This is a genomic window from Janibacter alkaliphilus, from assembly GCF_013408565.1.
Lineage (GTDB): Bacteria > Actinomycetota > Actinomycetes > Actinomycetales > Dermatophilaceae > Janibacter > Janibacter alkaliphilus.
The window spans coordinates 2,693,862-2,719,615 of the sequence record NZ_JACBZX010000001.1; the positions used below are offsets into that span (position 1 = coordinate 2,693,862).

Annotated in this window: 24 protein-coding genes; 8 read left to right on the top strand and 16 right to left on the bottom strand. The window is 73.2% G+C overall.

Annotation, left to right across the window (positions count from 1 at the left end; genetic code table 11):
* The first annotated feature begins 10 nt into the window (after positions 1-10).
* Positions 11-709 (top strand): TetR/AcrR family transcriptional regulator, encoded by a 699-nt coding sequence (locus BJY28_RS12855; RefSeq protein ID WP_179463353.1) that lies wholly within the window; start codon positions 11-13, stop codon positions 707-709.
* Here the strand turns inward: BJY28_RS12855 and BJY28_RS12860 are convergent.
* Positions 694-1,872, bottom strand: coding sequence for an NAD(P)/FAD-dependent oxidoreductase (locus tag BJY28_RS12860; RefSeq protein ID WP_179463354.1), 1,179 nt, complete (start codon positions 1,870-1,872; stop codon positions 694-696). The two genes, BJY28_RS12855 and BJY28_RS12860, sit on opposite strands and share 16 nt — an antisense overlap.
* A 107-nt stretch (positions 1,873-1,979) precedes the next feature.
* Between BJY28_RS12860 and BJY28_RS12865 the strand changes: the two genes are divergently transcribed.
* A complete protein-coding gene (locus BJY28_RS12865; RefSeq protein WP_179463355.1) occupies positions 1,980-3,233 on the top strand; it encodes a DUF2254 family protein in 1,254 nt (417 codons plus the stop codon).
* Between the two features lie 49 nt (positions 3,234-3,282).
* On the opposite strand, the gene BJY28_RS12870 is transcribed toward BJY28_RS12865, so the two are convergent.
* A complete protein-coding gene (locus tag BJY28_RS12870) occupies positions 3,283-5,001 on the bottom strand; it encodes a protein kinase domain-containing protein (protein WP_179463356.1) in 1,719 nt (572 codons plus the stop codon).
* A gap of 141 nt (positions 5,002-5,142) precedes the next feature.
* Here BJY28_RS12870 and BJY28_RS12875 point away from each other — a divergent pair, with 141 nt between their 5' ends.
* Positions 5,143-5,892, top strand: coding sequence for an SDR family oxidoreductase (locus tag BJY28_RS12875; protein ID WP_179463357.1), 750 nt, complete (start codon positions 5,143-5,145; stop codon positions 5,890-5,892).
* A 73-nt stretch (positions 5,893-5,965) separates the two neighbouring features.
* Positions 5,966-7,339 carry a M15 family metallopeptidase gene (locus tag BJY28_RS16435; protein ID WP_246313411.1) on the top strand — a complete coding sequence of 458 codons (1,374 nt, stop codon included), beginning with the start codon at positions 5,966-5,968 and terminating at the stop codon, positions 7,337-7,339.
* A 49-nt stretch (positions 7,340-7,388) separates the two neighbouring features.
* On the opposite strand, the gene BJY28_RS12885 is transcribed toward BJY28_RS16435, so the two are convergent.
* Positions 7,389-8,759, bottom strand: coding sequence for an MFS transporter (locus BJY28_RS12885; RefSeq protein ID WP_343037107.1), 1,371 nt, complete (start codon positions 8,757-8,759; stop codon positions 7,389-7,391).
* Positions 8,760-8,967: 208 nt separating this feature from the next.
* Here BJY28_RS12885 and BJY28_RS12890 point away from each other — a divergent pair, with 208 nt between their 5' ends.
* Positions 8,968-9,324, top strand: a complete 357-nt coding sequence (locus BJY28_RS12890; RefSeq protein ID WP_179463358.1) for an RNA polymerase-binding protein RbpA — start codon at positions 8,968-8,970, stop codon at positions 9,322-9,324.
* Between the two features lie 104 nt (positions 9,325-9,428).
* Here BJY28_RS12890 and BJY28_RS12895 read toward each other — a convergent pair whose 3' ends face one another.
* The 4 genes from BJY28_RS12895 to BJY28_RS12910 are packed head-to-tail and all read right to left on the bottom strand — an operon-like array spanning position 9,429 to position 12,745.
* Positions 9,429-9,962: an FxsA family protein gene (locus tag BJY28_RS12895; RefSeq protein WP_343037108.1), complete on the bottom strand. Its 534-nt coding sequence runs from the start codon at positions 9,960-9,962 to the stop codon at positions 9,429-9,431.
* Entirely contained in the window at positions 9,959-10,750 is a 792-nt protein-coding gene (locus BJY28_RS12900; protein ID WP_343037109.1) for a polyprenol monophosphomannose synthase, read from the bottom strand. Before BJY28_RS12900 ends, BJY28_RS12895 begins: the two co-directional genes overlap by 4 nt.
* The gene (gene lnt, locus BJY28_RS12905; protein WP_343037110.1) at positions 10,747-12,315 is read right to left on the bottom strand and encodes an apolipoprotein N-acyltransferase; all 1,569 of its coding nucleotides are present in this window, start codon (positions 12,313-12,315) and stop codon (positions 10,747-10,749) included. Before lnt ends, BJY28_RS12900 begins: the two co-directional genes overlap by 4 nt.
* Before the next feature lie 7 nt (positions 12,316-12,322).
* Positions 12,323-12,745, bottom strand: coding sequence for an Lrp/AsnC family transcriptional regulator (locus BJY28_RS12910; protein WP_179463359.1), 423 nt, complete (start codon positions 12,743-12,745; stop codon positions 12,323-12,325).
* A 141-nt stretch (positions 12,746-12,886) separates the two neighbouring features.
* Between BJY28_RS12910 and BJY28_RS12915 the strand changes: the two genes are divergently transcribed.
* Positions 12,887-13,819: a 5'-3' exonuclease gene (locus tag BJY28_RS12915; protein WP_179463360.1), complete on the top strand. Its 933-nt coding sequence runs from the start codon at positions 12,887-12,889 to the stop codon at positions 13,817-13,819.
* 55 nt (positions 13,820-13,874) lie between these two features.
* Positions 13,875-14,180: a hypothetical protein gene (locus tag BJY28_RS12920; protein ID WP_179463361.1), complete on the top strand. Its 306-nt coding sequence runs from the start codon at positions 13,875-13,877 to the stop codon at positions 14,178-14,180.
* 27 nt (positions 14,181-14,207) lie between these two features.
* Here the strand turns inward: BJY28_RS12920 and BJY28_RS12925 are convergent, their stop codons facing one another.
* From BJY28_RS12925 to BJY28_RS12950, 6 genes are all read right to left on the bottom strand, one after another.
* Positions 14,208-17,066 carry a DEAD/DEAH box helicase gene (locus tag BJY28_RS12925; protein WP_179463362.1) on the bottom strand — a complete coding sequence of 953 codons (2,859 nt, stop codon included), beginning with the start codon at positions 17,064-17,066 and terminating at the stop codon, positions 14,208-14,210.
* Positions 17,067-17,088: 22 nt separating this feature from the next.
* Positions 17,089-17,997, bottom strand: coding sequence for a diacylglycerol kinase family protein (locus BJY28_RS12930; protein ID WP_179463363.1), 909 nt, complete (start codon positions 17,995-17,997; stop codon positions 17,089-17,091).
* The gene (tatC, locus tag BJY28_RS12935) at positions 17,994-18,779 is read right to left on the bottom strand and encodes a twin-arginine translocase subunit TatC (RefSeq protein WP_179463364.1); all 786 of its coding nucleotides are present in this window, start codon (positions 18,777-18,779) and stop codon (positions 17,994-17,996) included. Before tatC ends, BJY28_RS12930 begins: the two co-directional genes overlap by 4 nt.
* Before the next feature lie 77 nt (positions 18,780-18,856).
* Positions 18,857-19,159: a Sec-independent protein translocase subunit TatA gene (gene tatA / locus BJY28_RS12940; RefSeq protein WP_179463365.1), complete on the bottom strand. Its 303-nt coding sequence runs from the start codon at positions 19,157-19,159 to the stop codon at positions 18,857-18,859.
* A gap of 146 nt (positions 19,160-19,305) precedes the next feature.
* On the bottom strand, positions 19,306-20,274 hold the full coding sequence (locus BJY28_RS12945) for a helix-turn-helix transcriptional regulator (RefSeq protein ID WP_179463366.1): 969 nt from the start codon (positions 20,272-20,274) through the stop codon (positions 19,306-19,308).
* Entirely contained in the window at positions 20,271-21,248 is a 978-nt protein-coding gene (locus BJY28_RS12950) for a WYL domain-containing protein (RefSeq protein ID WP_179463367.1), read from the bottom strand. The genes BJY28_RS12945 and BJY28_RS12950 overlap by 4 nt, the downstream gene beginning before the upstream one ends.
* A gap of 147 nt (positions 21,249-21,395) precedes the next feature.
* Between BJY28_RS12950 and BJY28_RS12955 the strand changes: the two genes are divergently transcribed.
* A complete protein-coding gene (locus tag BJY28_RS12955) occupies positions 21,396-22,550 on the top strand; it encodes a DUF3866 family protein (protein ID WP_179463368.1) in 1,155 nt (384 codons plus the stop codon).
* A 158-nt stretch (positions 22,551-22,708) separates the two neighbouring features.
* Here BJY28_RS12955 and BJY28_RS12960 read toward each other — a convergent pair whose 3' ends face one another.
* The 3 genes from BJY28_RS12960 to pafA form a co-directional block, all read right to left on the bottom strand.
* The gene (locus BJY28_RS12960) at positions 22,709-23,095 is read right to left on the bottom strand and encodes an FKBP-type peptidyl-prolyl cis-trans isomerase (protein ID WP_179463369.1); all 387 of its coding nucleotides are present in this window, start codon (positions 23,093-23,095) and stop codon (positions 22,709-22,711) included.
* 30 nt (positions 23,096-23,125) lie between these two features.
* Positions 23,126-24,028 (bottom strand): FKBP-type peptidyl-prolyl cis-trans isomerase, encoded by a 903-nt coding sequence (locus BJY28_RS12965; RefSeq protein WP_179463370.1) that lies wholly within the window; start codon positions 24,026-24,028, stop codon positions 23,126-23,128.
* Between the two features lie 339 nt (positions 24,029-24,367).
* Entirely contained in the window at positions 24,368-25,753 is a 1,386-nt protein-coding gene (gene pafA / locus BJY28_RS12970; RefSeq protein WP_179463371.1) for a Pup--protein ligase, read from the bottom strand.
* Position 25,754: the final 1 nt, after the last annotated feature.

A 25,754-nucleotide genomic window follows, 5' to 3' on the forward strand; every position in this document is an offset into this window, starting at 1 on the left:
CAGTGTACGCATGCCCTCTCGACGACAGCAAGCGCGCACCGCGTCACCGCTGACCACCGCGGCCATCGTCGACGCCGGCATCGAGCTGGCCGACACCGACGGGCTCGACGCACTCTCGATGCGTCGCCTGGCCGACCGGCTCGGCGTCGCCCCGATGTCGCTCTACCGGCACGTCGACACCAAGGACCAGCTGCTCGCCGCGATGACCGAGGAGATCGGCGACCGCTACCCCTATCCCCCGGTCGCCGGCACCGGCTGGACCTGGCGGGACCGCGTGCGAGTGGCCGGCGAGGTCGACTGGGAGCTCTACCGGGAGCACCCCTGGGTCGTGCTGGCCTACGCCGTGCCCCGGTACGCCTTCGGGCCCAGCGGACTGGCCTGCCTGGCCTGGCTCGTCGAGGGTTTCACCGAGCTGGGCGTGACCACCGCGGAGGCGGCCGACCTCACGTTCGTCGTGTGGAGCCAGATCTCCGGTGCCGCGCTCCCCCTGGCCGGGCGCAGCCTCTTCGCCCCGGACCCCGGGACGAGCTCGGGCGACGGCCTGGCCGGCCTGCTCGACGGGCGGGTCGAGGCGCCCGACGCCCTGCTTGACCTCGTCGGCGGCAGCTGGCGGCCCGACCCGCAGCGTCAGCTGCGACAGGCGCTCGACGCACTCTGCGACGGCCTCGAGCAGCAGATCGGAGCGCGCGCGGCTCAGCCCCGGTCGTAGATCGTGCGGTAGTGCGCCAGCGCCACCCGACGTGCCTCCGCGGGGTCCCAGGCGGCGAAGCGGTGCGGGTCGAGCGCGTCGGAGCCGGGCACCGGCGAGGACGCACCGGTCAGCTGTGCCGCGAGCACCTGCGCCGCACCGATCGCGTGCGTGACCCAGACCGCGGCGGCCACCCAGACCCGGTGCTCCCACCGGCCCACCAGGGGAAGGTTGTCCGGGGTGAGCGCGAAGATGCCGTCGAGGCGCTCGGTCGGCGCGAAGAGCTCGGGCCGGGCCAGCTGCGCGAGCCCGCGCTCGATGACGTCGTCGAAGCGCCCGTCCCACGGCACGTCTGCCCGCTCCAGCGCGGTGGTCTCGACCGGCGCGGGGTCGTGGTCGTAGCTGCCGACGCCCCACCGGTCGCCGTGCCACCGGGCGTAGAGGTGGTGCTCGGGCATCCGGACGAAGGGCTGAGCGCCCGGTGCCGGGACGTCTCGGGGGCCGTGGACGTAGGGATGGCGCACCGGGACGATCGGGACGTCCGGCCGGCCGCCGCCGAGGAGCCCCCCGGCCCAGATGCCGGTGCACACGACGACGTCCGCGGCGAGGATGCGCCGACCGTCGTCCAGCGCGACCCGCACGCCGTCCTCGAGCGGGTCCAGGGCGACGACGCGTCTGCCCCAGTCGATCGTGGCCCCCTGGGCGACCGCACGCTCGCGCAGCCGGCGGGTCACCTCGGTGGCGTCGACGGCGGCGTCCCGCGGGAAGAGCGCAGCCGCGGTGACGGCCTCAGGACGGACCACGTCGGGGGCGAGCCTGGCGGCCGCGGCCGGCTCGATCTCCTCGACGACCAGCCACTGGGCGCGGGCCGCGGAGATCCGCTCAGGCAGCGCGACCGCCCCGGCAGCGGTCGTCATCACCTCCAGGCAGCCGGTCCGGGCGAAGGCGGCCGGGTCGTCGCCGACACGGTCCGCCAGCGCATCGGTGGTGGCGGTGGCCAGCGCCGTCGCGACCGGGCTCCCGCCGAACTCCCCGACGAACCCGGGAGCGTGCCCGGTGGAACCGACGAGCGACTCGTCGCCCGCATCGAGCAGGTGCACCGACCGGTGCTCCGCCAGCTCGGCGGCGACCGCCGTCCCCACGATCCCGGCACCCACGACCAGGACGTCCGTGCGCGTCGTCATCCGAACCTCCCCGACACTCGTGACCGCCGCCCCTACGGTAAGCGCATGCTTCCTGTCCGCGGCCGCCCCGCGCCACGATGACCTCTCTGGCACGGACCCTGGAGGACGTGCGCAGCATCGTCCCGCCGAGCCTGTGGGACCGCGCGTGGCGGCCCTTCTGGGTGCTGCCGCTGGTGATCAGCCTGGCCTGCGCGCTGGCCGGGATCTTCCTGCCGCAGGCCGAGCAGCCGATCACCGAGCACCTCCCCTTCGTCTTCGAGGGCGGACCGGACGGCGCCCGCACGGTGCTCTCGACCATCGCCAGCGCGATGATCTCGGTCACCGGTCTCGTCTTCTCGATCACCATGGTCGTGCTGCAGCTGGCCAGCAGCCAGTTCACCCCGCGGGTGCTGTCCACCTTCCTCGCCAGCCGGGTCACCCAGACCACCCTCGGCGTCTTCACCGGCACCTTCATCTACGCCCTGGCCGTGCTGCGCTCGGTGCGCGGCGCGGACGCTCCCTTCGTACCGCAGCTGTCGGTGACCCTCGCCTTCGTCCTCGTGCTCGCCAGCGTGGCGATGTTCCTCGCCTTCATCCACCACATCACCACCTCGATCCAGGTCGCCCAGGTGATCGCCCGGATCGGGACCGCGGCCCGGCGGGCCGTCGACGACCTCTACCCGGAGCAGCCGGGATCCGGCCCGCAGGTCGCCTGGGAGGCGCCCACCGGCACCGAGCCACGCTGGCTGGACGCACGGGACCGGACCGGGCACGTCACCCACGTCGACCACGAGCACCTCGTGACCACCGCGCAGGCCGCCGACGCGGTCGTCGAGATCCTCGTGCCGATCGGCGAGGTGGTCGTCGAGCGCCAGCCGCTGGCGCGCGTCTGGGGTCTGGAGAGCGACCTGGCCACCGGGGAGCTCTTCGACGACGTGCAGGCGAAGGAGAGCCGCAGCGTCGCCGGGTCGATGGCCGGGGACATCGGGATGGCCCGCGCGCGGAGCCAGGACCAGGACCTCGCGCTGAGCATCCGCCAGCTCGTCGACATCGCCGAGCGGGCCCTCTCCCCCGGCATCAACGACCCGACCACCGCGGTGCAGGTGATCGACCAGCTGCACCGGATCCTGCGCCTGCTCGTCACCCGGGAGACGCCCAGCCCCTGCGTCGTCGACGAGGAGGGCACCGTGCGGGTGGTGCAGCCGGTCCGCAGCATCGGTTCGCTCATCGATCTGTCGGTCGAGGAGATCTGCCACTACGGCACCGGGTCGGTGCAGGTGCCGCGCCGGATGGAGGCGATGCTCACCGATCTGCGCCGTGCGGCCCGACCCGAGCAGCGCGAGCGGCTCGACCACTGGCTGGGCCGGCTGTCCGCGGACTGACCCGTGGTCGGCGGGTGAGAGGCGGGGGACGTCCCTCGGCGGTCCCGGGTCAGGCGGCGTGGTACTCGGCCATCGGGTCCTCGAGCACGACCACCTCGCCGCCCTGACGGGTGATCAGCAGCTGCTCCGGCGAGACCGTGTAGATGTAGCCACGGTTGCTGACCTGCCAGGCGTTGGCCACCGGCCGGACCGGGTCCAGCTCGATGCTGCCGCTGCTCGTGACGCCCTTGTAGTAGACCGGGCCGCGCAGGTAGACCTCGCAGACGACGACCGTCCTCCCGCCGGCGGTGCGGCCGGCGACCAGGGCCCGGTCGTCGGCGTTGCACCGCGCCGCGCCCGAGGCGGTCCATCCCTGCCAGTCGTAGCCGGACCCGGCGGCGATCGTCGGCCCGACGCCGGCGGCCGAGCCGTCCGCCTCACCGGTCGAGGCCGGGGCTGAGGCCGCCGGGGTGGAGCCGCTGCTCGTGGGCGACGTGCTGGTCGCCGCCGAGGTGCTCGTCGCCGACGGTGCGCTGGTTGCTGACGTGCTGGGCGTCGTGGTCTCGGTCGTCGTGGTGGTCGACGAGGTCGACGTCCTGCGCGAGCTCACCTCGGTCGGGGAGTTGCTCGGTCCTCGCGACCTCGTGCCCGACCCGGCCACGGAGCGACCCGGGCTCTGCGCGGTCGCCGCACCCGATCCCTCGCCGGCCGCGACCTGTCCTGGCTCGTCGCCGCTCAGGGCCCGCACCGCTGCGACCCCGGCGGCGCCGAGCAGCACGGCGGCCAGGACCAGGGCGACCACGAGCGCTGTCCGCGGGCCGTCCCGGCGCGGCGCGGACCGCGCGCCGACCAGCGCGCCCGCGCCGCCGGGGGTCGCGTCCGGGGAGCCGCCCCCCGCGACCCCGATGCCGGTGGAGCCAGGCGCCGAGCGCGTGGCCACCGCGGCAAGGGCCTCGCCCGGGTACGGCATCTCGGTGCACAGCACCGCCGCCAGGTCGGCCGTCATCGCATGCGCGCTCGGGTAGCGCTGGGTGGGGTCCTTGGCCATCGCCCGGCCGACGACCGCGTTGACCGCGGGCGGGAGCTCCGGCCGCAGGGTGGTCGCCGGGATGGGTTCCTCGTGCCGGTGCGCGCTCATGGTCGCCGACGCCGAGCCCCGCTCGAAGGGGACCCGCCCGGTGAGCATCTCGTAGAGCAGGCAGCCCAGGGCGTAGGTGTCGGAGGCGGCCTCGACCGGCGACGTCCCGGCGCGTTCAGGTGCGGTGTAGGCCAGCGTCGCTCCCCCGCCACCGGCCGGGTCCGGCGGCCGGCCCGCGTCGGCCGCGCCGAGGCCGGAGAGGGCGACGACCCCGGTGGGCAGGACGAGCACGGCGTCGGGCCGCAGGTCGCCGTGGGTCAGGCCGGCCCGGTGGACCGCGTCGAGGGCGTCGCCGAGCTGACGCACGACGTCGAGGGCGACCTCGGGCGCGAGCCGGCCCTGCTGGCGCAGCAGCATCCCGAGGTCGGTCCCGTCGACGAGCCGCATGTCCAGGTAGGCCTGGCCGTCGATCTCACCGACCTCGTGGATCGGCACGAGATAGGGGTTCTGCACCTGGGCGGCGAGCCGCGCCTCGCGCAGCCGACGCTCCTGGTCTGCCGGGTCGGTCGTCGGGTCGAGCAGCCGCAGCGCCACGGTCCGCTCGCGCTGCCGGTCGTAGGCCTCGTAGAGCTCGCCCGCGCGGCCGCGCCCGACGAGCCGACGCAGCTCGTACTGGCCCAGCGTCGAGCCGGCCCGCCCCTGCCCGGTCACACCCCTGCTCCCTTCGTCCCGGCACTCGTCGTGGCAGCCTACGTCGCCTCATGACCAGCGCCGAACGGCTAGCGTGGTCGAGATCAGATCGACGCATCCACCGCGACAGCCGCGTGGAGCAACCACTGCGAAGGAGGGGGCATGGCACCGATCGCCCTGGTCACCGGCGCGAGCTCCGGGATCGGCGCCGCCACGGCACGGCGGCTGGCCGAGGACGGCTACGAGGTGGTGGTCGCCGCCCGGCGCGGCATCCGCTGCGAGCAGCTGGCCGAGGAGATCGGCGGCCGGGCTCTGCGCCTGGACGTCACCGACGAGCGCTCGGTGGACGCCCTGGTCGAGGCGGTGCCCCGGCTGGACGTCCTGGTCAACAACGCCGGCGCCGCCCTGGGTGCCGAGTCGGTCGAGGGGGCCGACCCCGAGGACTGGCAGCGGATGTACGACCTCAACGTCATCGGCACCCTGCGGGTCGTGCAGGCCATGCTGCCGGCGCTGCGCGCCGAGGGAGGCGGCACCATCGTCACCGTCACCTCGACCGCCGGGTCGGTGGCCTACGAGGGCGGCGGTGGCTACTGCGCCTCGAAGTTCGGCGAGCGGGCCCTCGTCGACACCCTCCGGCTGGAGCTGAGCGGGCACCCGGTCCGGGTCATCGACATCGCTCCCGGCATGGTCAAGACCGAGGGGTTCGCGCTGACCCGCTACCGCGGCGACGAGGCCGCCGCGAAGCGGGTCTACGAGGGCGTGGACTCGCCGCTGACCGCCGAGGACGTCGCCGAGTGCATCGGCTTCGCCTGCGGGCTGCCGCTGCACGTCAACGTCGACCGGCTGGTGGTGCGGCCGCTGGCCCAGGCGGCCCAGCACAAGGTGCACCGCGGGCCGCTCATCCCGCGCTGAGCAACCCCTCCCACCAGCGGCGACCTCTGCGTACACTCGCCTGGTCTCACCACGCGCCGAGGGGTCTTCGCCGATGTTCATGCTGTCCTCACCGTGGGTCCGTCGCGGCCGCTGCACGCTCCTCTCGGCCACCGCCCTGACCCTCGTGCTGGCGACCCCGGCCCTCGCCGAGCCGGGCGATCCGACCCCGTCGCCCTCCGGGTCTGCCACGAGCAGCCCCGCCGCCGAGACGGACCCGACCTCCGCCGGCTCGCCCACGTCTGGCACCGGCACGAGCAGCGACCCCTGGGCCTACGACGGCCCGGACGCGGCCGGCGACCAGCCGTTGTCCGCCACGGACGTCGACGCGCAGGTCGAGGAGGCCCGGCGGCTGGCTGACGAGCTGCTGGCCGACGACCGGGAGATCGCTGCCGCGGTCTCCGAGCTGCGCCGCTACTCCAAGCAGGCCAACGACCAGCTGCAGGCCTACGCCACCGCCCGGGACGACCTGCGGGAGGCCGAGGCCGAGGCGAAGTCCGCCGAGGAGGCTCTCGACCGGCTCAAGGACCGGCTCAGCAAGGGCCGGCAGGACCTGCGTGACTGGGCCTCGAGCACCTACACCCACGCCGGCGGCTACTCCGACGCGCTCGTCCTGGCCGACTCCCTCGGCCAGGACCCCGGCCAGATGAGCTCCTCGGTCAGCGACCTCAGCTATCTCACCGACGACCGGATGCACGGGGTCTCGCTGCTGCGCGAGGACACCGAGACCCAGGCCTCGCTGACCGCCTCCAAGGAGAAGGCGGAGAAGACCGCCGCGCGGGCGGAGAAGCGGGCGGCCACCGCCAAGGGCAAGGCCGACGACGCCGTCAGCGAGCGCAAGGACCGGCTGGACGAGCTGCGCGAGGAGCACGCCGAGCAGCTCGAGGACGCCGGGCCGGTCGCCCAGGCGCTGCTCGGGGTGGCCGACGACGGAGCCAAGGACGCGCAGGAGGCGCTCACCGACGCGATGGCCGAGTCCGGCGAGGACGTCAGCGACCTCGAGGGCCTGGAGCCGTGCTCGGACAACGAGGACGTCTACCCCAACGGGCAGATCCCGCCCGGCGGGCTGTGCGCGCTGACCACGGCCTCGGGCGAGTCGCTGCGGCCCGAGGCGGCGGCCGCCTTCGACGCGATGAGCACCGCCTACGAGCGGGACACCGGCTCGCCGCTGTGCGTCACCGACAGCTACCGCTCCTACCCCGAGCAGGTCGTCCTCAAGGAGCAGAAGGGCCGCTGGGCGGCGACCCCGGGGCAGAGCAACCACGGCTTCGGCCTGGCCGTGGACCTGTGCGGCGGGGTGAACACCTTCGGTCACCCGGCGCACCTGTGGATGCAGCAGAACGCGCCGCTCTACGGCTGGTTCCACCCGGAGTGGGCGGCGGCCGGCGGCTCGCTGCCCGAGCCGTGGCACTGGGAGTTCGCCGGCTGATCGCCGGCCGAGCCTGCGCGGTCGTCAGCACCGCCGGGGCCGACGTCGGTCAGTCGGCGGTGACCGAGTGACCGTCGTGCTCGTGCACCGGCAGCATGACCAGCAGCCCGGCCAGCAGGACCAGGCCGATACCGAGGATGCCCCAGTACTGGGTGTTGTTCTCCCCGGTGATCCAGGCCCCGAGCGCGACGAAGATGCCGAAGGCGGCCGGCGAGAGGAAGGACACGACCCGGCCGGTGGTCGCGTAGAGCCCGAAGATCTCCCCGCTGCGACCCTCGGGGATCACCCGGGCGAGGAAGCTGCGGGAGGCCGCCTGCGCCGGTCCGACGAAGGCGGTCATCGCGAGCCCCAGCGCCCAGAAGACGCCGGTGCCCGCGTCGTGCAGCACGAAGATCGCCAGACCGATGACCACGAGGGCACCGAGCGAGATGATGATCACCCGCTTGGGTCCCACCCGGTCGTCGAGCAGGCCGAAGGCCATGGTGCTCAGCCCGGCGACGATGTTCGCGGCCGCCCCGAAGATGATGACGTCGCCGGCGCTCAGCCCGAAGGTGCCGGCGGCCAGCACCCCGCCGTAGAGGAAGACCCCGGCCAGGCCGTCCCGGTAGAGCGCCGAGGCGAGCAGGAAGTAGACGGTGTGCCGCGAGCTCGACCACAGCCGTCGCAGCGACTGCCACAGCAGCCGGTAGCTCTCCGCGACGCCGATCCGCGGGACGGCCTCGGTCCGGGGCGGGTCCTTGAGCACGGCGAAGGCCGGCAGGGTGAAGAGCAGGATCCACAGCCCGCAGACGAGCATCGAGACCCGGATGTCCATGCCGTCGTCGCCGGTCACTCCGAAGAGGCCGACCTCCGGCTGGATGAAGGCCAGGTAGATCAGCAGCAGCACGATGATGCCGCCGAGGTAGCCCATCCCCCACCCGAAGCCGGAGACCCGGCCCACGGTGCGCCCGGAGGCCACCTGGTCGATCGAGGCGTTGTAGTTGACGCCGGCGATCTCGGAGACGATCGAGCCGGCGCCGAGCAGCGCCAGGCCGATCCACAGGAAGGACTCCTCGGGCCGGACGAAGAAGAGCGATGCGGACAGCGCGGCCAGCACCCACGTCTGGATCCGCAGGTTGCGCACCGTGCGCCCGGTGCGGTCGGAGTTCTGCCCCAGCACCGGGGCGATCGCCGCGACCAGCAGACCGGCGATGCTCGTGGCGACCGACAGCGCCATCGAGGTGGTGTTCTCGTCGCCGAAGGCCTCGCTGGTGAGGTACACCGAGAAGACGAAGGTCGTGATGACCGTGTTGAAGGGCTGGGCACCCCAGTCCCACATCGACCAGCCGAGGACACGCAGCCAGGACGTCCTGCCCGGGTCGGCCTCGAGCGCGGGACGTCGCGGCAGGGGCCGACCCGTGTCGGCAGCGGTGTCGCTCACGATGTGGAAGGCTACCGCCCGGTCAGTCCGCCCTTGCGCATCCTGCAGAACTGGTGATGTCTCCGCAGGTGAGCAGCATCACACCCTGGTGGCCGACGCAGCGCCAGATCGGTGCCACCGCGTCGGAACACGTGACGCCGGTACGGCGTTGGACCGAGGTGAGTCAGCGTGCAGGGGCGCGACATCTCAAGCATTCAGGAGGACGTCAATGGCAGAGCGCACACTTCGCGGGACCCGGATGGTCAGCTTCAGCATGGAGACGACGGAGAACGTCGTCCCCAGCGACCGGCAGATCACCGCCTACATGTGCGAGGACGGGCACCGCACCGAGCTGCCCTTCTCGGTCGAGGCCGAGATCCCCTCCACGTGGGAGTGCCGCTGCGGCAAGCTGGGCAAGCTCGTGGACGGCCCGGAGCCGGAGCTCAAGCCGACCAAGCCGGCCCGTACCCACTGGGACATGCTGCTCGAGCGCCGGTCCATCCCGGAGCTCGAGGAGCTCCTCGAGGAGCGCCTGGACCTGCTGCGCGCCTCCCGCGGCGAGAAGCCGCGCAAGCGCAGCGCCTGAGCCTCCTTCTCGACACCCGACCGCGGGTGGTCCGTGATGACGGACCACCCGCGGTCGTTCGTGTGCGCTGGGCGCCTGGTCTCGTGCTGGTGCTCGTCCTGGTCCTAGTCCTCGTCGATGATCTCGCCCTCGATGACCTCGTCCGCGGTGTCTCGACCCCGGGTCGAGCCTCGACCTGAGGTCGAGGATGATGGTTTCGCACGCACGGTGCCGAGGTCGAGGAAGACCCGCCGGGCGATGCTGGCCTCCAGCAGCGGCCTGAAGACCGGACGGGTGACGGGCAGGGCCAGCAGCAGGCCGACGGCGTCGGTGACGAACCCGGGCAGCACCAGCAGCGGGCCGCCCATGACGACGAGGATGGTGTCGGCGATCTGCCGGCTGGGGGTCTCCCCCGCCTGCACCGCCCGGCGCAGCTCGCGCCAGGCCCGTCCCCCTTCGCGGCGCATCAGCCAGACGCCGAGCACGGAGAAGCCCACGAGGAGCAGCAGCGTGACCAGGGCCCCGACCTGCTCGCCCACCTGGATGAGGACGAAGATCTCCAGCAGCGCGAGCAGCAGCAGCCCGAGGAGCACGAGCAGCGGGCCTCGGCCGCGACGCCGTCGGCCGACGTTGGTGGCGGAGGCGTTGATCTCTCTCACAGCTGGTGCCAGGTCCTCTCGCGTCGCAGCAGCCCGCGCAGCTGCTCCCGGCGGTGGCGCACGCCCCAGCCGGTGATCCGACCCATCGACTCGCGGACGACGTCGCCGTCCATCTTGCTGTCGCCGATCTCGCGCTCGACGAAGGTGATCGGCACCTCGACGACCTTCAGCCCGGCCCGGACCGTCCGCACGGTCAGGTCCGTCTGGAAGACGTACCCGGCGCTCTCCACGTCGTCCAGGCCGATCGCCCGCAGCGTGCTCGCCCGGTAGACCCGGTAGCCGGCCGTGGCGTCGTTGACCGGCATGCCGAGGATGGCCTTGATGTAGAGGTTGCCGGCCATGCTGATCGCCTTGCGGTCCACCGGCCAGTTGATGATCCGGCCGCCGCGTACGTAGCGCGAGCCGATCACGAGGTCGGCGTGCTCGGCGGCAGCCAGCAGGTCGGGCAGGTGCTCGGGGCGGTGCGAGCCGTCGGCGTCCATCTCGACGACCGCGTCGTAGCCCTGCTCCAGCGCCCAGGAGAAGCCCGCCAGGTAGGCGGCGCCGAGCCCCTCCTTGCCCTGGCGGTGGATGACCTGGACCCGCTCGTCCTGCGCGGCCAGCCGGTCGGCGACCTCACCGGTGCCGTCCGGGCTGTTGTCGTCGAGGACGACGACGTCGACGTGCGGCACGCTGGCCCGCACCCGCTGCACCGCCACCGGCAGGTTCTCCCGCTCGTTGTACGTCGGGATGAGCACCGCGACCCGCTCCAGCGGTGGTCGTGGCGCGGCGGCGTCGCGGTCGGTCACTCGGGGGCCCCCTTCGGCTCCAGCGGTCGTGGCTCGTCGTCCGACACTACCTGCCGCGGACGGGCGCGCCGCGCGGTGACGGCCAGCCCGAGCAGCGCCAGGGCGCACCCGATCTCGACCCACGGGCCGAGCCGGTCCGAGACGGTCAGGCCGCTGCGGGTGACCACCTCGGCGCTCGGCTGCGCGGCGGTGAAGAGGTCCGTGGTCGGGGTCGAGCTGCCGTCGGGGTGGACGAAGCCGGAGACCCCGACCGTGGAGACGTGCGCGACCGACCGTCCGTGCTCGACCGCCCGCACCCTCGAGATCGCGTACTGCTGCTCGGACTCGGCGGTGTAGCCGAAGGTGGCGTTGTTCGTCTGCACGACCAGCACCGACGGGTCGCCCTGCTCGTCGGCGTGCCGCACCGCCTCGCGCATCAGCCCGTCGTAGGCCACCTCGAAGCAGATCGTCGGCACCAGCGAGTAGCTCCCGTCGGCCCCGTCCACGGTGAAGGCGACCGGTCCCTCGCCCCGGGCGAAGCCCACCCGCACGAGGTCGACCTTGTCGCTGAAGTTCCGGAAGAAGTCCCGGTAGGGCACGTACTCGGCGAAGGGGACCGGGTGCTGCTTGACGTAGCGCTGCGGCGCCCCTCCCCCGGGCTGGTAGTACAGCGAGGCGTTGGAGACCGCCGGGGCCGGCTCGTCGAGGATCGCGCCGACGAGCACCGGCGTGCCGGCCGCGTCCAGGGCGCGCTGCACCTGGTCGGCGGCGTCGACGTTGCGCAGCGGGTCGATGTCCGAGGAGTTCTCCGGCCAGACGACGACGTCGAGGTCGTCGGTGCGGGCGGCCAGCTGCTCGGTGCCGACGACGTGGTTGTCCAGCACCTGGCGCCGCTCGGCGTTGAAGTCGAGGCCGGCACGGGGCACGTCGCCCTGGACCATCCCGATCCGGGCGGTGCCCTCCCCCTCGGTGGGCACCGGCACGAGGTAGGCGCCGGCCACGGTGGCCACGGCCACGACGGTGGCCGTGCGGGGCAGGCTGCGGGTGACCACGAGCAGCACCAGCGGGACGGCCACCACGGCGACGGCGAAGGTGATCAGCGGCGCCCCGCCGAGCGCGGCCCAGCGCACCAGCGGCGAGTCCGCCTGGCTGAAGGCGATCCGGGCCCACGGGAAGCCGCCGAAGGGCACCGTGCCGCGCACCAGCTCCTGCAGCACCCACCCCACCGGGATCGCCGCGGACGCCACCAGCGGGCGGCCCGCGCGGATGAGCGGCCGCTGGACGGCTGCCAGGACCGCTCCCATGACGGCGACGTAGAGCGCCTCGACGGTGGCCAGCGCGAACCACGGCAGGCGGCCGACGAAGATCCCGGACCAGCTGAGCGCCGGCACGAAGCAGGCCCAGCCGGCGAGCAGCCCGAGCACGAAGCCGCCGCGGGCGCGGGCCCCCCAGACGGCGACGCCCAGCAGCGCCACCCCGAGCACCGAGAGCGGGTAGAGGTCGATGTCCGGCAGGGCCAGCCACAGGCAGAGGCCGCCGGCCACGGCCAGCGCGGCGCGTGCCCAGCCGGGCAGGTCGGTGGTCACCGGCGGCTCACTCCCAGGGGGTGGACAGGACGATGGTCGTGCGGGTGGAGACCTCGGCCTGGGTGCGGATCGTCGCGAGCATCTCCTCCAGCGCCTGCGGCGTGGCCACCCGCACGCGCAGCAGGTAGTTGGAGTCCCCGGCGACGGAGTAGCAGGCGTCGATCCCGTCCACCCCGCGCAGCCGCTCGGGGACGTCGTCCGGGGCCCGGTGGTCCAGCGGGGTGACCGAGACGAAGGCGGTCAGCGGGGTGCCGATGAGCGCGACGTCCACCGAGGCGCTGTAGCCGGTGATCACGCCCCGCTCCTCCAGGCGCCGCACCCGCTGGTGCACCGCCGAGGTGGACAGCCCCACGGCTCGGCCGAGATCGGTGTAGCTCATCCGCCCGTCCTGGCGCAGCAGCTCCACGATGCGACGGTCCGCGCTCTCCATGCGCACAGCCTAGGTCTCCCCGCCGCGGAGCAGCGACGACACCCGACGTCGTGGCCTGGTCGAGACCTGACGGCGGTCCCGGCGGCGTTCGACCGGGCCAGGTCGTGCCCGGCCCGAGCGCGCCGCACTAGGGTGCCGGTCATGGCTGAGCCCCGACTGCTGCTGCTGGACTCCGCGAGCCTGTACTTCCGCGCCTTCTACGGGGTCCCGGCCCGCGAGCCCGGCCCCTCGGGGATGCCGACCAACGCCCTCGCCGGCTTCCTCGACATGATCGCCACCCTGGTCACCCGCTACCGGCCCACCCATCTCGCGGCGTGCTGGGACGACGACTGGCGCCCGCAGTGGCGGGTGGAGGCGATCCCCACCTACAAGAGCCACCGGGTCGCCGAGGACCCGGCCGAGGGTGAGGAGGTGCCCGACGAGCTGTCCCCGCAGGTGCCGGTCATCGCCGAGGCGCTGGAGGTCCTCGGCATCGCCCGGCTCGGGGCGGCGCACTACGAGGCCGACGACGTCATCGGGACGCTCGCCCACCACTACCGCGGGCAGATGCCGATCGACGTCGTCACCGGTGACCGGGACCTTTTCCAGCTCGTCGACGACGCCAGCCGCACCCGGGTGCTCTACACGGCGCGCGGCGGGGTGCGCGAGCCCGACGTGGTCACCGAGGCCTTCCTCGCCGAGAAGTACGGGGTGCCCGACGGGCCGGCCTACCTCGACATGTCGGTGCTGCGCGGCGACACCAGCGACGGGCTGCCGGGGGTGGCCGGCATCGGCGAGAAGACCGCCGCCAAGCTCATCGCCGCGCACGGCTCGCTGGCCGGGATCCGGGAGGCCGTCGACTCCGGCGACCCGGCGATCAAGGGCGCCCAGCGCACCCGGCTGGAGGCGGCCACCGCCTACCTGGACGCGGCACCCCTGGTGGTCCGGGTCGCCGAGGACGTCCCGGTCACCGACGCCGACGTGACGATCCCGGCGGAGCTGCCCGACCCGGCCGGGATGAGCCGGATCGCGGTGGAGCACAACGTGTCCGGCTCCCTGGGGCGGGTCGCGTCCGCGCTCTATCCCGAGGACTGAGAAGGGCGCCCGCTCGGCCTGCGAGCACCGCCGGTCCCGTCTACCGTCCCCGCTCGTGAGCAACGAGAACCCGCACGAGAACCCGCACGCCGATCACCCGTATCCCGCTGGGACGCAGCCGGCCCCGGCTGCGCAGGAGTCCTCCGGCACCTCGGTGGCCCGTCAGGTGATCGGGTGGCTGCTCATCGTCTTCGCGCTGCTGCCCCTGGGGATCGGGCTCCTCCGGGCGGTCGGCCTCTTCTTCCTCGGCGACGACGCAGCGGTCGGCTACTTCGTCGGGCAGGCGATGGGGAGTCTGTGCTGCGGCGTCGTGGTGGGCGGTGTCGGAGTATCCCTGGTCCGGCCCTCCTTCCAGCGATAAGCACGACCGCGGCCGGCACGCCCACCGTCAGTCGAGCCGGTCGGCCGCGACGACGCCGCGCATGACCTTCTGCACCGCGGTGCGGGCCACGCCCCGCAGGTGCGGCTCCGGGGCGGCGTCCCCGACCTGGTCGAGCAGGTCGACGATCTGCTTGCAGCGGCGCACGAAGTCGCCCGCGGTGAGGTCCGAGCCGTGCAGCACCTCGTCCAGGCGCCGCCCGCTGGCCCACCGGTGCACCGCCCAGGCGATGCCGGCGTCGGGCTCACCGGTGCGCGGCAGAGCGTGCTCGGCCTCGACGTCCTCGAGCTGCGACCAGCGCTGCAGCATGTCGGTCCACGCGTCGACGACACCGTCGGTGGGCAGGCGCGGGCTGAGGTCGCCGGCCTCCCGCCGCGGCTCGTGGACGAGCATCGAGACCACCGCGGCCAGCTCGGCCGGGTCCAGGCGGGACCAGGCCCCGCCGCGCAGGCACTCGGCCGCCAGCAGGTCCTTCTCGGTGTAGAGCCGGCGCAGCCGACCACCGGTCGCGGTGACCTCCTCGCCGTCCTCGGTGAGGTAGCCGAGCCCGGACAGCACGGTGCAGATCCGGTCGAAGGTCTGGGCCACCGAGCTGGTGCGCGACTCCACCTTCCGCTCCAGGGCGGTGGTCTCCCGCTTCAGCCGCCACCACCGCTCCGCCCACCGGGCGTGCTCCTCCCGCTGCGGGCAGCGGTGGCACGGGTGCGTGGTGAGGTCGTGGCGCAGCGCCGCCAGCCGCTCGTCCTCTCCCCCGGCCGCCTGGGCCGCCCGGTCACGGACCGACGGCGCGCCCTCGTCCGGGGCCTTGATCCGCAGGGTCGTCGCCAGGTCGGTGCGGTGCTTCGCCGACTTCGGGTTGAAGCTGCGCGGCACCGGGATCGTGCCCAGCGGCGCCAGGTCGGGGCTCACGTCGCCGGGGCTGACCCGGCGCATCTGCTTGTGCTCGGTGAGCACCATCGGGGCGCTGATCTCGCCGTGGTGCCGCCGCGACGGCCGGACCACCACGGCCAGGCCGGAGCGCCGCCCGACGAGCCGGATGATGTCGCCGACGCCCAGGGCCTCCAGCGCGACCGCGGCCTGGGTGCGGCGCGCGGCGGAGCGGCGCTTGGCGCCCTCCTTCTCGATCTGGGTGATCCGTTGCCGGATGCCGGCGTACTCCCGGAAGTCGCCGAGGTCGCAGTGCATCGCCTCGGCGTAGCCGTCCAGGGACTCCTGCTGGTCCCGGATCTGGGTGGCCAGACCGACCACGGAGCGGTCGGCCTGGTACTGGGCGAAGGAGGTCTCCAGCACCTCGCGGGCGGTGTGCCGACCGACCTGGGCGACGAGGTTGACGGCCATGTTGTACGTCGGGCGGAAGCTGCTGCGCAGCGGGTAGGTGCGGGTCGAGGCCAGCCCGGCCACCGCGAAGGGGTCCAGACCGCGGCTCCACACGACGAGGGCGTGGCCCTCGACGTCGATGCCGCGGCGCCCGGCGCGTCCGGTCAGCTGGGTGTACTCGGCGGGCGTGATGTCGACGTGGCTCTCGCCGTTGAACTTCTTCAGGCGCTCGATGACGACGGTGCGCGCCGGCATGTTGATGCCCAGCGCCAGGGTCTCGGTGGCGAAGACCGCGCGGATCCGACCGGCGGTGAAGAGCTCCTCGACGATCTCGCGGAAGATCGGCAGCATCCCGGCGTGGTGCGGGGCGTAGCCGCGGGCGATGCCCTCGACGAGCTGGTGGTAGCCGAGCACCGAGAGGTCCTCGCCCTCCAGCACCGCGCTGCGCTCCTCGACGGTGCGACGGTTGCGCTCACCCTCGGCGTCCGAGATCAGCCGGACGTCGTTCGCGAGCAGCTGCTGGACCGCGCCCTCGCAGCCGGCCCGGCTGAAGATGAAGGTGATCGCCGGCAGCAGCCCGTCCCGGTCCAGCTCGCGGATCACCTCGGTGCGCGAGGCGGCGCCGCCGAAGCGTCCCCCGCCGCCGCGAGGCTCGCCGCCACGTCCGCCGGAGCCGCGCCCGCGCCCATCGCCCCGTCCCCCGCCGCGCCCGTCGTGCCGGCCCCGACCACGTCCCCGGCCGTGGGCGTCGCGCCCGCCTCGCCCGCGGGGGTCTCCCCCGTCGCCGCGGGTGAGCGAGCGGATCTCCTCCAGCAGCTGCGGGTTCACCCGGGAGCGTCGCTGCTCGTCGCGCGCGTCGTCGTGACCGCCGTCGTCGGCGAAGAGGTCGTAGGCCCGCCGCCCGACCTGCATGTGCTGCCACAGCGGCACCGGTCGCTCCTCGGAGACGACGACCGCGCAGCCGCCGCGCACCTCGGCGAGCCAGTCGCCGAACTCCTCGGCGTTGCTCACCGTCGCCGACAGCGCCACCAGCTGCACCGCGCGGGGCAGGTGGATGATGACCTCCTCCCAGACCGCGCCGCGGAAGCGGTCGGCGAGGTAGTGCACCTCGTCCATGACGACGTAGCCCAGCTCGTCGAGGGTCGAGGAGCCGGCGTAGATCATGTTGCGCAGCACCTCGGTGGTCATGACGACCACCGGCGCCTCGCCGTTGACCGAGGTGTCCCCGGTGAGCAGGCCGACCTGGTCGTGGCCGTGCCGGGCGGCGAGCTCGTGGTACTTCTGGTTGCTCAGCGCCTTGATCGGGGTGGTGTAGAAGGCCTTCCGTCCGGCGGCCAGCGCCAGGTGCACGGCGAACTCGCCGACCACCGTCTTGCCGGCCCCGGTGGGCGCCGCCACGAGCACCCCGGTTCCCCGGCCGAGCGCCTCGCACGCCTCGCGCTGGAAGGGGTCGAGCGCGAAGTCGAGACCGGCTGCGAAGTCCTCGAGCCGGTCGCCGCCGTCACGTCGGCGCCGGGCGGCCTGGGCGTAGCGTTCGGCGGGCGAGGGCATGCCCCCAACGCTATCCGTCCGGTCAGCGGATGATCGGCAGGGCGCCCGGGACGACCTCGACGTCCAGCGGCAGGGGCTGCAGCCGCTCGCCGTCGGCGTAGCCGATCACCCCGGCGGCGCCGAGGCGGACCTGACGGGCGCGGACGATCTCGACCGCCGGATGGCTGACGTGGGTGCCGGTGAAGACCCTCGGGAAGACCCGCAGGAAGGTACGCACCGGGATCTCGTGGATGATGACGACGTCGAGCAGCCCGTCGGCCGGGTCGGCCTCCGGCGCGACGCTCATGCCGCCGCCGAACGCGCCGGTGTTGGCCACGCAGACGAGCATCGCCCGGGTGCTACGGCTGCGGCAGTCGAGGGTGAGCTCGTACGGGATGGCCGCGAAGACCGGGAGCTCGCGCAGCACGGCCAGGCTGTAGCGGGCCTGGCCGCGCGGCCAGCGCATCCGGTTCGCGCGCTCGTTGACGATCGCGTCGAAGCCGCCGCAGAGCACCCCGAGGTACCACCGCGGGTCCCCGCCGTCGTCCTCCCGGCTCACCCGGACCGCGTCGATCCGGTGCACGGTGCCGGTGAGGATGCGCTCGACCGAGGCCTCGACGTCCCGGACCGGCAGGCCCAGCGCCCGGGCGACGTCGTTGCCGGTGCCGACGGCGACCACCCCGAGCGGGACGTCGGTGCCCGCGCAGATGTTCGTGCCCAGGTGCGCCGAGCCGTCGCCGCCGACGACGACGAGCCGGTCGATCCGCCCTTCGGTCACGGCCTGGCGCGCCTGCCGCTCGGCGCGTGCGGCGTCCAGCCCGGTGAGGTCGACGACCTCGCGTCCGGCCTGCTCCAGCAGGTCGGCGACGACGGTGCCGACGTGGGCGCCGCGGTCCTTCCCGGCGGTGGGGTTGACCAGCAGCCCGACCCGCTCGGTGGTGGGCCGGGTCATGTCAGCGGGGACGCCTGGTCGTCCGGGAGGTGGCTCCAGTCCGGCTCCTCGCCGCGCTGCACCCGGCGCCGGTCGAGCAGCAGCCCGATGCCGACGGCCCCGAAGTAGAGCAGGCAGATCGGTCCGGCCATGAGGAACATCGTGAAGGGGTCGGGCGTGGGGGTGATGATCGCCGACGCGACGAAGATCAGCAGGATGGCCACCCGCCAGCCCTTGAGCAGGGTGCGGCCGCTGAGCACGCCGATGGCGCACAGCCCGACGAGGAAGACCGGCACCAGCCAGGCCAGCCCGAAGGCCAGGATGAACCGGGTGACGAAGGTGAAGTAGTCGCCGGCCTGCTGGATGTTGCTCGTCGTGTCCTCGTCCGGGGTGAAGCCGAAGAGGATGAGCAGGGCCTTCGGCAGGGTCCAGTAGGCCATGAGGCAGCCGGTGAGGAAGAGCGGCACCGCGCCGGCGAAGAAGGCCAGCGAGACCCGCTTCTCCTTCTTCGTCAGGCCGGGCAGCACGAAGGCCCAGATCTGCCAGAGCCAGATCGGGCAGGAGATGATGACGCCGGTCCAGATGGACAGCGAGAGCTGGGTGGAGAAGGCGGAGGTGGCGTTGCCGAAGTTCAGCGTGACGACGCTGTCCGGGTTGCTCGCCTTGTACTCGTTGAAGGGCTGGGTCAGCTGGTCGAAGACGGTGTCGTAGAGCATCCAGCCGACGATCGCGCCGACGATGATCGCGCCGGCCGCGATCATCAGCCGGTTGCGCAGCTCCAGCAGGTGCGCCTGCAGGGGCATCCGCCCCTCGGGGTCACGGCCCGTGCGGCGCCGACCGACCCGTCGCGGGCGCGGCTGGTCGGCGGGGGCGTCGGCGCTCAGGAGACCGGGCCGGAGGAGTTGTCGGTGCGCGGGGCGCTCTCGTCGAGGAGAGCGTTGCCGTCACGCCCGGAGCCGGTCTCGGTGTCCTTGACCGGCTTGGAGGTGACGGTGCCACCCTCGCGAGCCTTCTTCGCCTCCTCGCGCTGACGGTCCTCCTCCTTCATCTCGTTGACCTCGGACTTGAAGACCCGGGCGGACTTGCCGAGGCTGCGGGCCGCGTCCGGGAGCTTCTTGAAGCCGAAGAGGAGCAGGATGACGAGAAGGATGATGATGAGCTCTGCGGGGCCTGGAGTGGGCACGGCGGGCCTTTCGTCGACGGTCTGTCCCGATCAGTGTACGACCGGGAGGCTGTGCGCGGTCTACGTCCGTGCTGTGCGGCGGCTGCGACCCGGGTGAGGCTCGCCACGCGGGTCTCGGCGGCGGTCGGTCGGGCGCCAGGAGGGGGTCAGTAGGCCGTCAGGGCGGCGGTGGCGCGTTCGTGCACGGCGCGCGCGACGTGCTCCGGGGCGAGCACCCGGGCGCGGCCGCCGAGGCGCAGCACCAGGCGGGTGATGAGCTCTTCGTCCCGGCTGGGCAGGCTGACGATCAGCGTCTCGCGGCCGTCGGCCTCGGGCTCGCGGTGCCGGGAGGTCACCGGGTAGTAGTCGGCGACCCAGTGCGCCTCGGGGGCGAGCGCCAGGGTGACCTCGAGGTCGTCGCGCCGCGGCGCGTAGAGGCCGTCGCGCAGGTCGCGGGGCTCGATGCCCTCCGGGATCTGGGCGGGCGCGTCCAGCACGGTGATCGCCTCGACCCGGTCCAGCCGGAAGAGGCGCACGTCCTTGGCCCGGTGGCACCAGCCCTCGAGGTACCAGTGCCCGTCGTAGGAGGTCACCCGCAGCGGGTCGACGTCGCGCTCGGTGCGCTCGTCGCGGCTGGGCACGAGGTAGGTCAGGTGGACGCGCCGACCGTCCTTGAGGGCCTCTCGGGCGGTCGCCAGGGTCTGACTGTCGACGGTCGCGTCGGCGGCGACCTGCACCCGCTCGACCCCGGCGATCCCGCCGGTGGCCGCCTCGAGCTTGGCCAGCGCCCGCTCGATCGGCTCGGTGCCGGCGACACCGCTGGCGGCCAGCGCGCGCAGCCCGACGATGAGCGAGACCGCCTCGTCGAGGCCGAGGCGCAGCGGGCGGGCGATCGCCTCGGCGTTGCCGACGTAGACCCGGCCGGCCTCGTAGGAGACGTCGACGAGCTCGTCCGGCATCGTCCCGTAGCCGACCATGAAGAGCAGGTCGAGGTCGTCGCGCAGCTGGGCCTCGCTGATCCCCAGGCCGGCGGCGGCGTCGGCGATCTCGATGCCCTGGCGGCTGACCAGCCAGGGGACCATGGTCAGCAGCCGCTGCACCCGCGAGGTGGCGGTCTCCGGCGGGGTGCGACTCATGACGCGGCCTCCAGCACGGCCCGCAGCCGGGTGACGACCGCCTCCCGCAGCGCGGGGGGTTCCTCGACGACGACGTCCGCGCCGTGACTGACCACCTCGTCGGCGAGCTGGTGGATCGAGCCGTGCTCCAGGGTCAGCTGGTCCCACTGGTCGTCGAGCGCCGTGACGCCGGTGGCGCGACGGCGCAGCGCGTGCCCGGCCTCGGAGCGCACCCGCAGCAGGGCGGTCGCGACCGGGGCACCGCTGTCGCCGAGGTCGGCGATCATCGCCTGCGCGTCGAGGTCGCCCGGCGGGGGGTGCGCGGCCGGGCCGGCGTCGGTGACCTCGGCGCTGGTGCGGGAGAGGCGGAAGATCCGGGGTGCGTCCCGGTCGAGGTCGTGCCCGACGAGGTACCAGCGGCCGCGCCATGAGGTCAGCGTCCACGGGTCGACCCGGCGGGTGGCCCCGCTGGCCTCACCGGCCTTGGTGTAGCCGAAGGTCACCGAGCGCCCGCCGAGCACGGCGTCCTTGAGCGCGTCGAAGGCGGGCTCGGCGCCGCCGAGCCGCGGCTCCAGCCCGACGAAGGCCTCCTCGGTGCTGTCGTCGCCGGCGGCCACCTTGCGCCAGGCGGTCGCGGCTGGTGCGGCCATGGTGGCGTGCGCCCAGGTGCGGCTGGCCAGGCCGATGACGGCGAGCTCGTCGGGGTCGAAGGCGATGTCCGGCAGGGCGTAGTCGCGCTGGTCGATGCGGTAGCCCACCTCGTCGTCGAAGCCGCCGCCGATGTCCTCGGTGACCAGCGGGATGCCGAGCCCGCGCAGCTCGTCCTTGTCCCGCTCGAACATCCGGTCGAATGCCTCGTCGGTCTCGACCTGCTGGTACGCCTCGACCATCCGCCGGATCCGCTGCTTGGGCAGGGCGCGCCGGGTCGAGAGCAGGCACATGGTGAGGTTCATGAGCCGCTCGGTCTTGGCCTTCGGGGTGTTCGACGCCGCCACGCTGGCCGACGCTACCCCCTTCCCCGTGATCCCCAACCCCCTAGGCAGCTGCATCCGCTCACCTTGCAAGCGCAGGAGGCTTCCCTAAGGTGAGCGTCTGTGCGGGCGAGGCCGGGCGCAGCGGGTCGTCGGGCTAGCCTGCGCGTCATGATCCACTGGCGCGAGGGCACCGTCATCCGCGTGACCCGCGAGCGTCCGGGAGCGCGCGAGCTCGTCGTGTCGGTGACCGACAGGGACGGCGGCACGGTTCACGGCGCCTCCGGCGAGGGGGCGAAGGGGGAGGTCCCGCCCGTCGAGGTGGCGGCCCTGGCCCTCACCGAGATCGTCGGCGCGCCGGAGCCGGGCGAGGTGGTGCTCCTCAACGTCGGAGCCCTGCGCAAGGGACTCGGCACCGGTGGCCAGGCCCTGGTCGTCGCCCTTCGCGACCGCCTGCCGGCCGATCCCGTGGGGCCGGGACACATCGTCAAGGCCCGGTACACGCCGCTGCAGACGATGGTGTGCGCGCTGGAGGAGCAGGAGTCGCCGCACCGTAAGGCGATGGCGTCCCTGCCCGGGCTGCGCGATGGCGATCTCGGCGGCATGCCGGTGGTCGTCGCCGAGCTGCACTCGGCACTCCCGGCGATCCTCGCCGGCATCTACCAGGCGCGGCCGGACGCGCGGGTGGGCTACGTCATGACCGACAGCGCGGCCCTGCCGATGGCTCACTCCCGGCTGGTCGCCGACCTCGTCGCGGCGGGCTGGCTGGCGACGACGATCTCCGCCGGGCAGGCGTTCGGCGGGGAGCACGAGGCGATCACCCTGCACAGCGCCCTGCTCGCCGCCCGGCACGTGCTCGGCTGCGACATCGTCGTCGTGGCCCAGGGCCCGGGCAACGCCGGTTCGGCCACCGCCTGGGGGCACTCGGGCATCAGCGCCGGGGACGCGCTCAACGCCGTGCACACGCTGCGAGGTCGCGCGGTGGCGGCGCTGCGGGTCTCGGGGGCGGACCCTCGGGAGCGGCACCGCGGGCTGTCGCACCACGCGGGCACCACCCTCGGCAGAGTGGTGCTCGGCGCGGCCGATGTCGTCACGGTCGAGCCGACGGAGGAGGTGACGCGGGCGGTCCTCGCATCGCTGACCGAGCTGGCCCAGGTGGCTGCCGGGGACCTGACGGTGGTGCGGGTGGCCCCGGAGGGCCTGGTCGAGGCGCTCGAGTCGTCCCCGGTGCGCCTGTCCACGATGGGCCGTGGGCTCGATGACGACCCGGCGGCCTTCCTCGTGGGGGCGGCCGCGGGCCGGCACGCGGCCGGGCTGGCCAGCTGACCCCCTTCGCTGCCTCGTCCCCCTTCGCCCCTGTGCAGAAGTGGGTCAGGCGTCGGCGCTCGACGGATGTCGAGAAGCGCTCGGTCCCCGGAGAAGCCTTCCCCGGGGACCGGCGCATTATCGGGTAACCCGATAAAGGGGTGACAGGTGAGGCGAGGTCAGCCGGCGGAGACGAGGTCGACGACGAAGATGAGGGTCTCCCCCGGCTTGATGACGTTGCCGGCGCCCTGGTCGCCGTAGCCCAGGTGCGGCGGGATGGTGATCTTGCGGCGGCCACCCTCCTTCATCCCGAGCAGACCCTGGTCCCAGCCCTGGATGACCTGGCCGATGCCGGCGGTGAAGGCCAGCGGGGCGCCGCGGTTCCACGAGGCGTCGAACTCCTCGCCGGTGCTGTGCGCCACCCCGACGTAGTGCGCCTGGATCGGCGAGCCGGCGGTCACCTCGGCGCCGTCACCGACGGTGATGTCCTCGACGACGAGCTCGGTGGGCGGGGTGTCGCCCGGGAAGTCGATCTCGGGCTTGGTGGTCTTGGGGTCGAAGGGCATGACTACCTCCTGGTCGTGCGGTTGGGTCGTTCAGCTGGCGTCGAGGATGTCGACGACGAAGACGAGGGTGTCGTCACCCTTGATGGAGCCGTCCGGGCTGCCCTCCTCGCCGTAGCCGTCCTCCGGCGGCACGACGAGCAGCACCCGGCTGCCGACGGTCTGGCCCTCCAGCCCCTCGTCCCAGGCGGTGATGACCTGCTCGGCGCCGACCTCGAAGGTGAACGGGCCGCGCCCTTCCTGCTGGGTGGAGTCGAAGACCTCGCCGTTGCGCCACAGCGCGCCGGTGTAGGTCACGTAGACGGTCTGGCCGGACTCGACCTTGTCGCCCTCGCCCTTGATGAGCGGCTCGACGACGAGCTCGTCCGGGGCCTCCTCGTCGGGGATGTCGAAGGACGCCGGACCGTCCTCCTTCCAGGTCACCTTCGGCAGGTCGGAGTCAGGGGCGACCTTCTCGCCCTCGGCCTTGGCGGGGATGACCCGGCGCACGTCGAAGACGAGGACGACGTTGTCGGTGCCGGAGATCCCCAGGTCGGACATGCCCTCCTCGCCGAAGAGGTCCTTCGGCGGGATGATCGCCACGCCCTCGGAGCCGACGGTCGTGCCGCGGATGGCCTTGCTCAGCCCCGGGAGCATCTCCTGGTTGCTGAGGTCGAGCATCGTCGGCTCGGCCGTGTAGGTCTCGGAGTTCTCGATGGCCTTGCCGTCCTTGGCGTTGAACATCGCCAGGTCGACCTGGACGATGTCGTCGTCGGCCAGCTCCGCGCCGTCCCCCTCGGTGAGCACCTTGGACTCGGTCTCGGTCGTGGTCAGCGGCGTCTCCTCGATGCTGATCGTCGGCGCCTTCTCCTGGCTCCCCGAGGTGACCTCGATCTGGTCGACCGGGCTGTCGGAGTCGGAGCCGCAGGCGGCGAGGACGAGCGCGGAGGCGCTCACCGTCGCCACGGCGACGGTACGGGCACGCGAAGGGAGCACGGGGATACCTCAGGGGATCGGGAAACGGTCCGGCCCACCCTAACCACCGCTCCTGGGCGTCCGCTGGGACACCTGGGGCGGGTGCGGCCGGTGCGCCACCGGAGGCGCTGCCTGGTCCGCACCGTGGGCCAGACTCTCGCAACTGCCCGGGCAGATTTCGTGCCCCTGTGGCAACTGCCCGGGCAAACTCTCCCACCCCGCGCAACTGCCCGGGCAGTTGCGTGCTCCCATGTCAATTGCCCGGGCAGTTGCGCATCCTCGCCAGAGTGCGCCCGGGTGGACGCGGGGTCCTGTCGGCGCTCACCGGCCAGGAACGGCGCCGTCGGCCTCCATCTGGTCGATGAGCCGCTGCACCCGCTCGTCCACCGAGACGAAGGGGTCCTTGCACAGCACCGTGCGCTGCGCCTGGTCGTTGAGCTTCAGGTGCACCCAGTCGACGGTGAAGTCCCGCCCGTGCGCCCGCGCCGCCCGCACGAAGTCACCGCGCAGCCGCGCCCGGGTCGTCTGCGGCGGCGTCGTCACCGCGGTGGCGATCTCCTCGTCGGTGACCACCCGGGCCACCCGCCCGGCGCGCTGCAGCAGGTGGTGCACCCCGCGGTCGGGGTCGATGTCGTGGTAGGCGAGGTCGAGCTGGGCCAGGCGCGGGTCCTCCAGGGTGAGCCCGTGCTTGCTCGCGTAGGCGTCCAGCAGCCGGTGCTTGACCACCCAGTCGATCTCGGTGCCGACCGCCGCCAGGTCGTCCTCGGCGATCGCCGTCAGGGTGCGCTCCCACAGATCCAGCACCTGGCGCCCGGTGTCGTCGGTGCCGACCCGTTCGACGTGCTCGGACACCCGCTGCAGGTACTCGCGCTGGATGTCCAGGGCGCAGCTGGTCCGCCCGTCGGCCAGGCGCACCGGGGCGCGTCCGGTGACGTCCGTGCTGGAGTCGCGGATCGCCCGGATCGGGTTCTCCAGGCTGAGGTCCGGCATGGCGACGCCGTCCTCGAGCATCCGCAGCACGAGATGGGCCGAGCCCACCTTGAGCAGCGTGGTCGTCTCGGTCATCGTCGAGTCGCCGACGATGACGTGCATCCGCCGGTAGTGCTCGGCGTCGGCGTGCGGCTCGTCCCGGGTGTTGATGATCGGGCGGGAGCGGGTGGTCGCCGAGGAGACGCCCTCCCAGATGTGGTCGGCGCGCTGGCTGACGGAGTAGCGGGCCCCCTTCGCCCCCGGCACGATCTTGCCGGTGCCGGCGATGAGCTGGCGGGTGATGAGGAAGGGCAGCAGCGCCTCGGACAGCCGGGTGAAGTCCCCGGTGCGGGCGACGAGGAAGTTCTCGTGGCAGCCGTAGGAGTTGCCGGCCGAGTCCACGTTGTTCTTCAGCACGTAGATGTCGCCGGCGGTGCCCTCCTCGGCCAGGCGCTGCTGCGCGTCGGTGACGAGGTCGGCGAGGATGAGCTCGCCGGCCCGGTCGTGCGCGACGAGGGTGCGCAGGTCGTCGCACTCGGCGGTGGCGTACTCCGGGTGGCTGCCGACGTCGAGGTAGAGCCGCGCCCCGTTCTCCAGGAAGACGTTGCTCGACCGCCCCCAGGAGACGACCTTGCGGAAGAGGTGACGGGCCACCTCGTCCGGGGTCAGCCGGCGTCGCCCGTCCGAGGTGGCGGTGATCCCGAACTCGGTCTCGATGCCGAAGATGCGCCGCTGCACG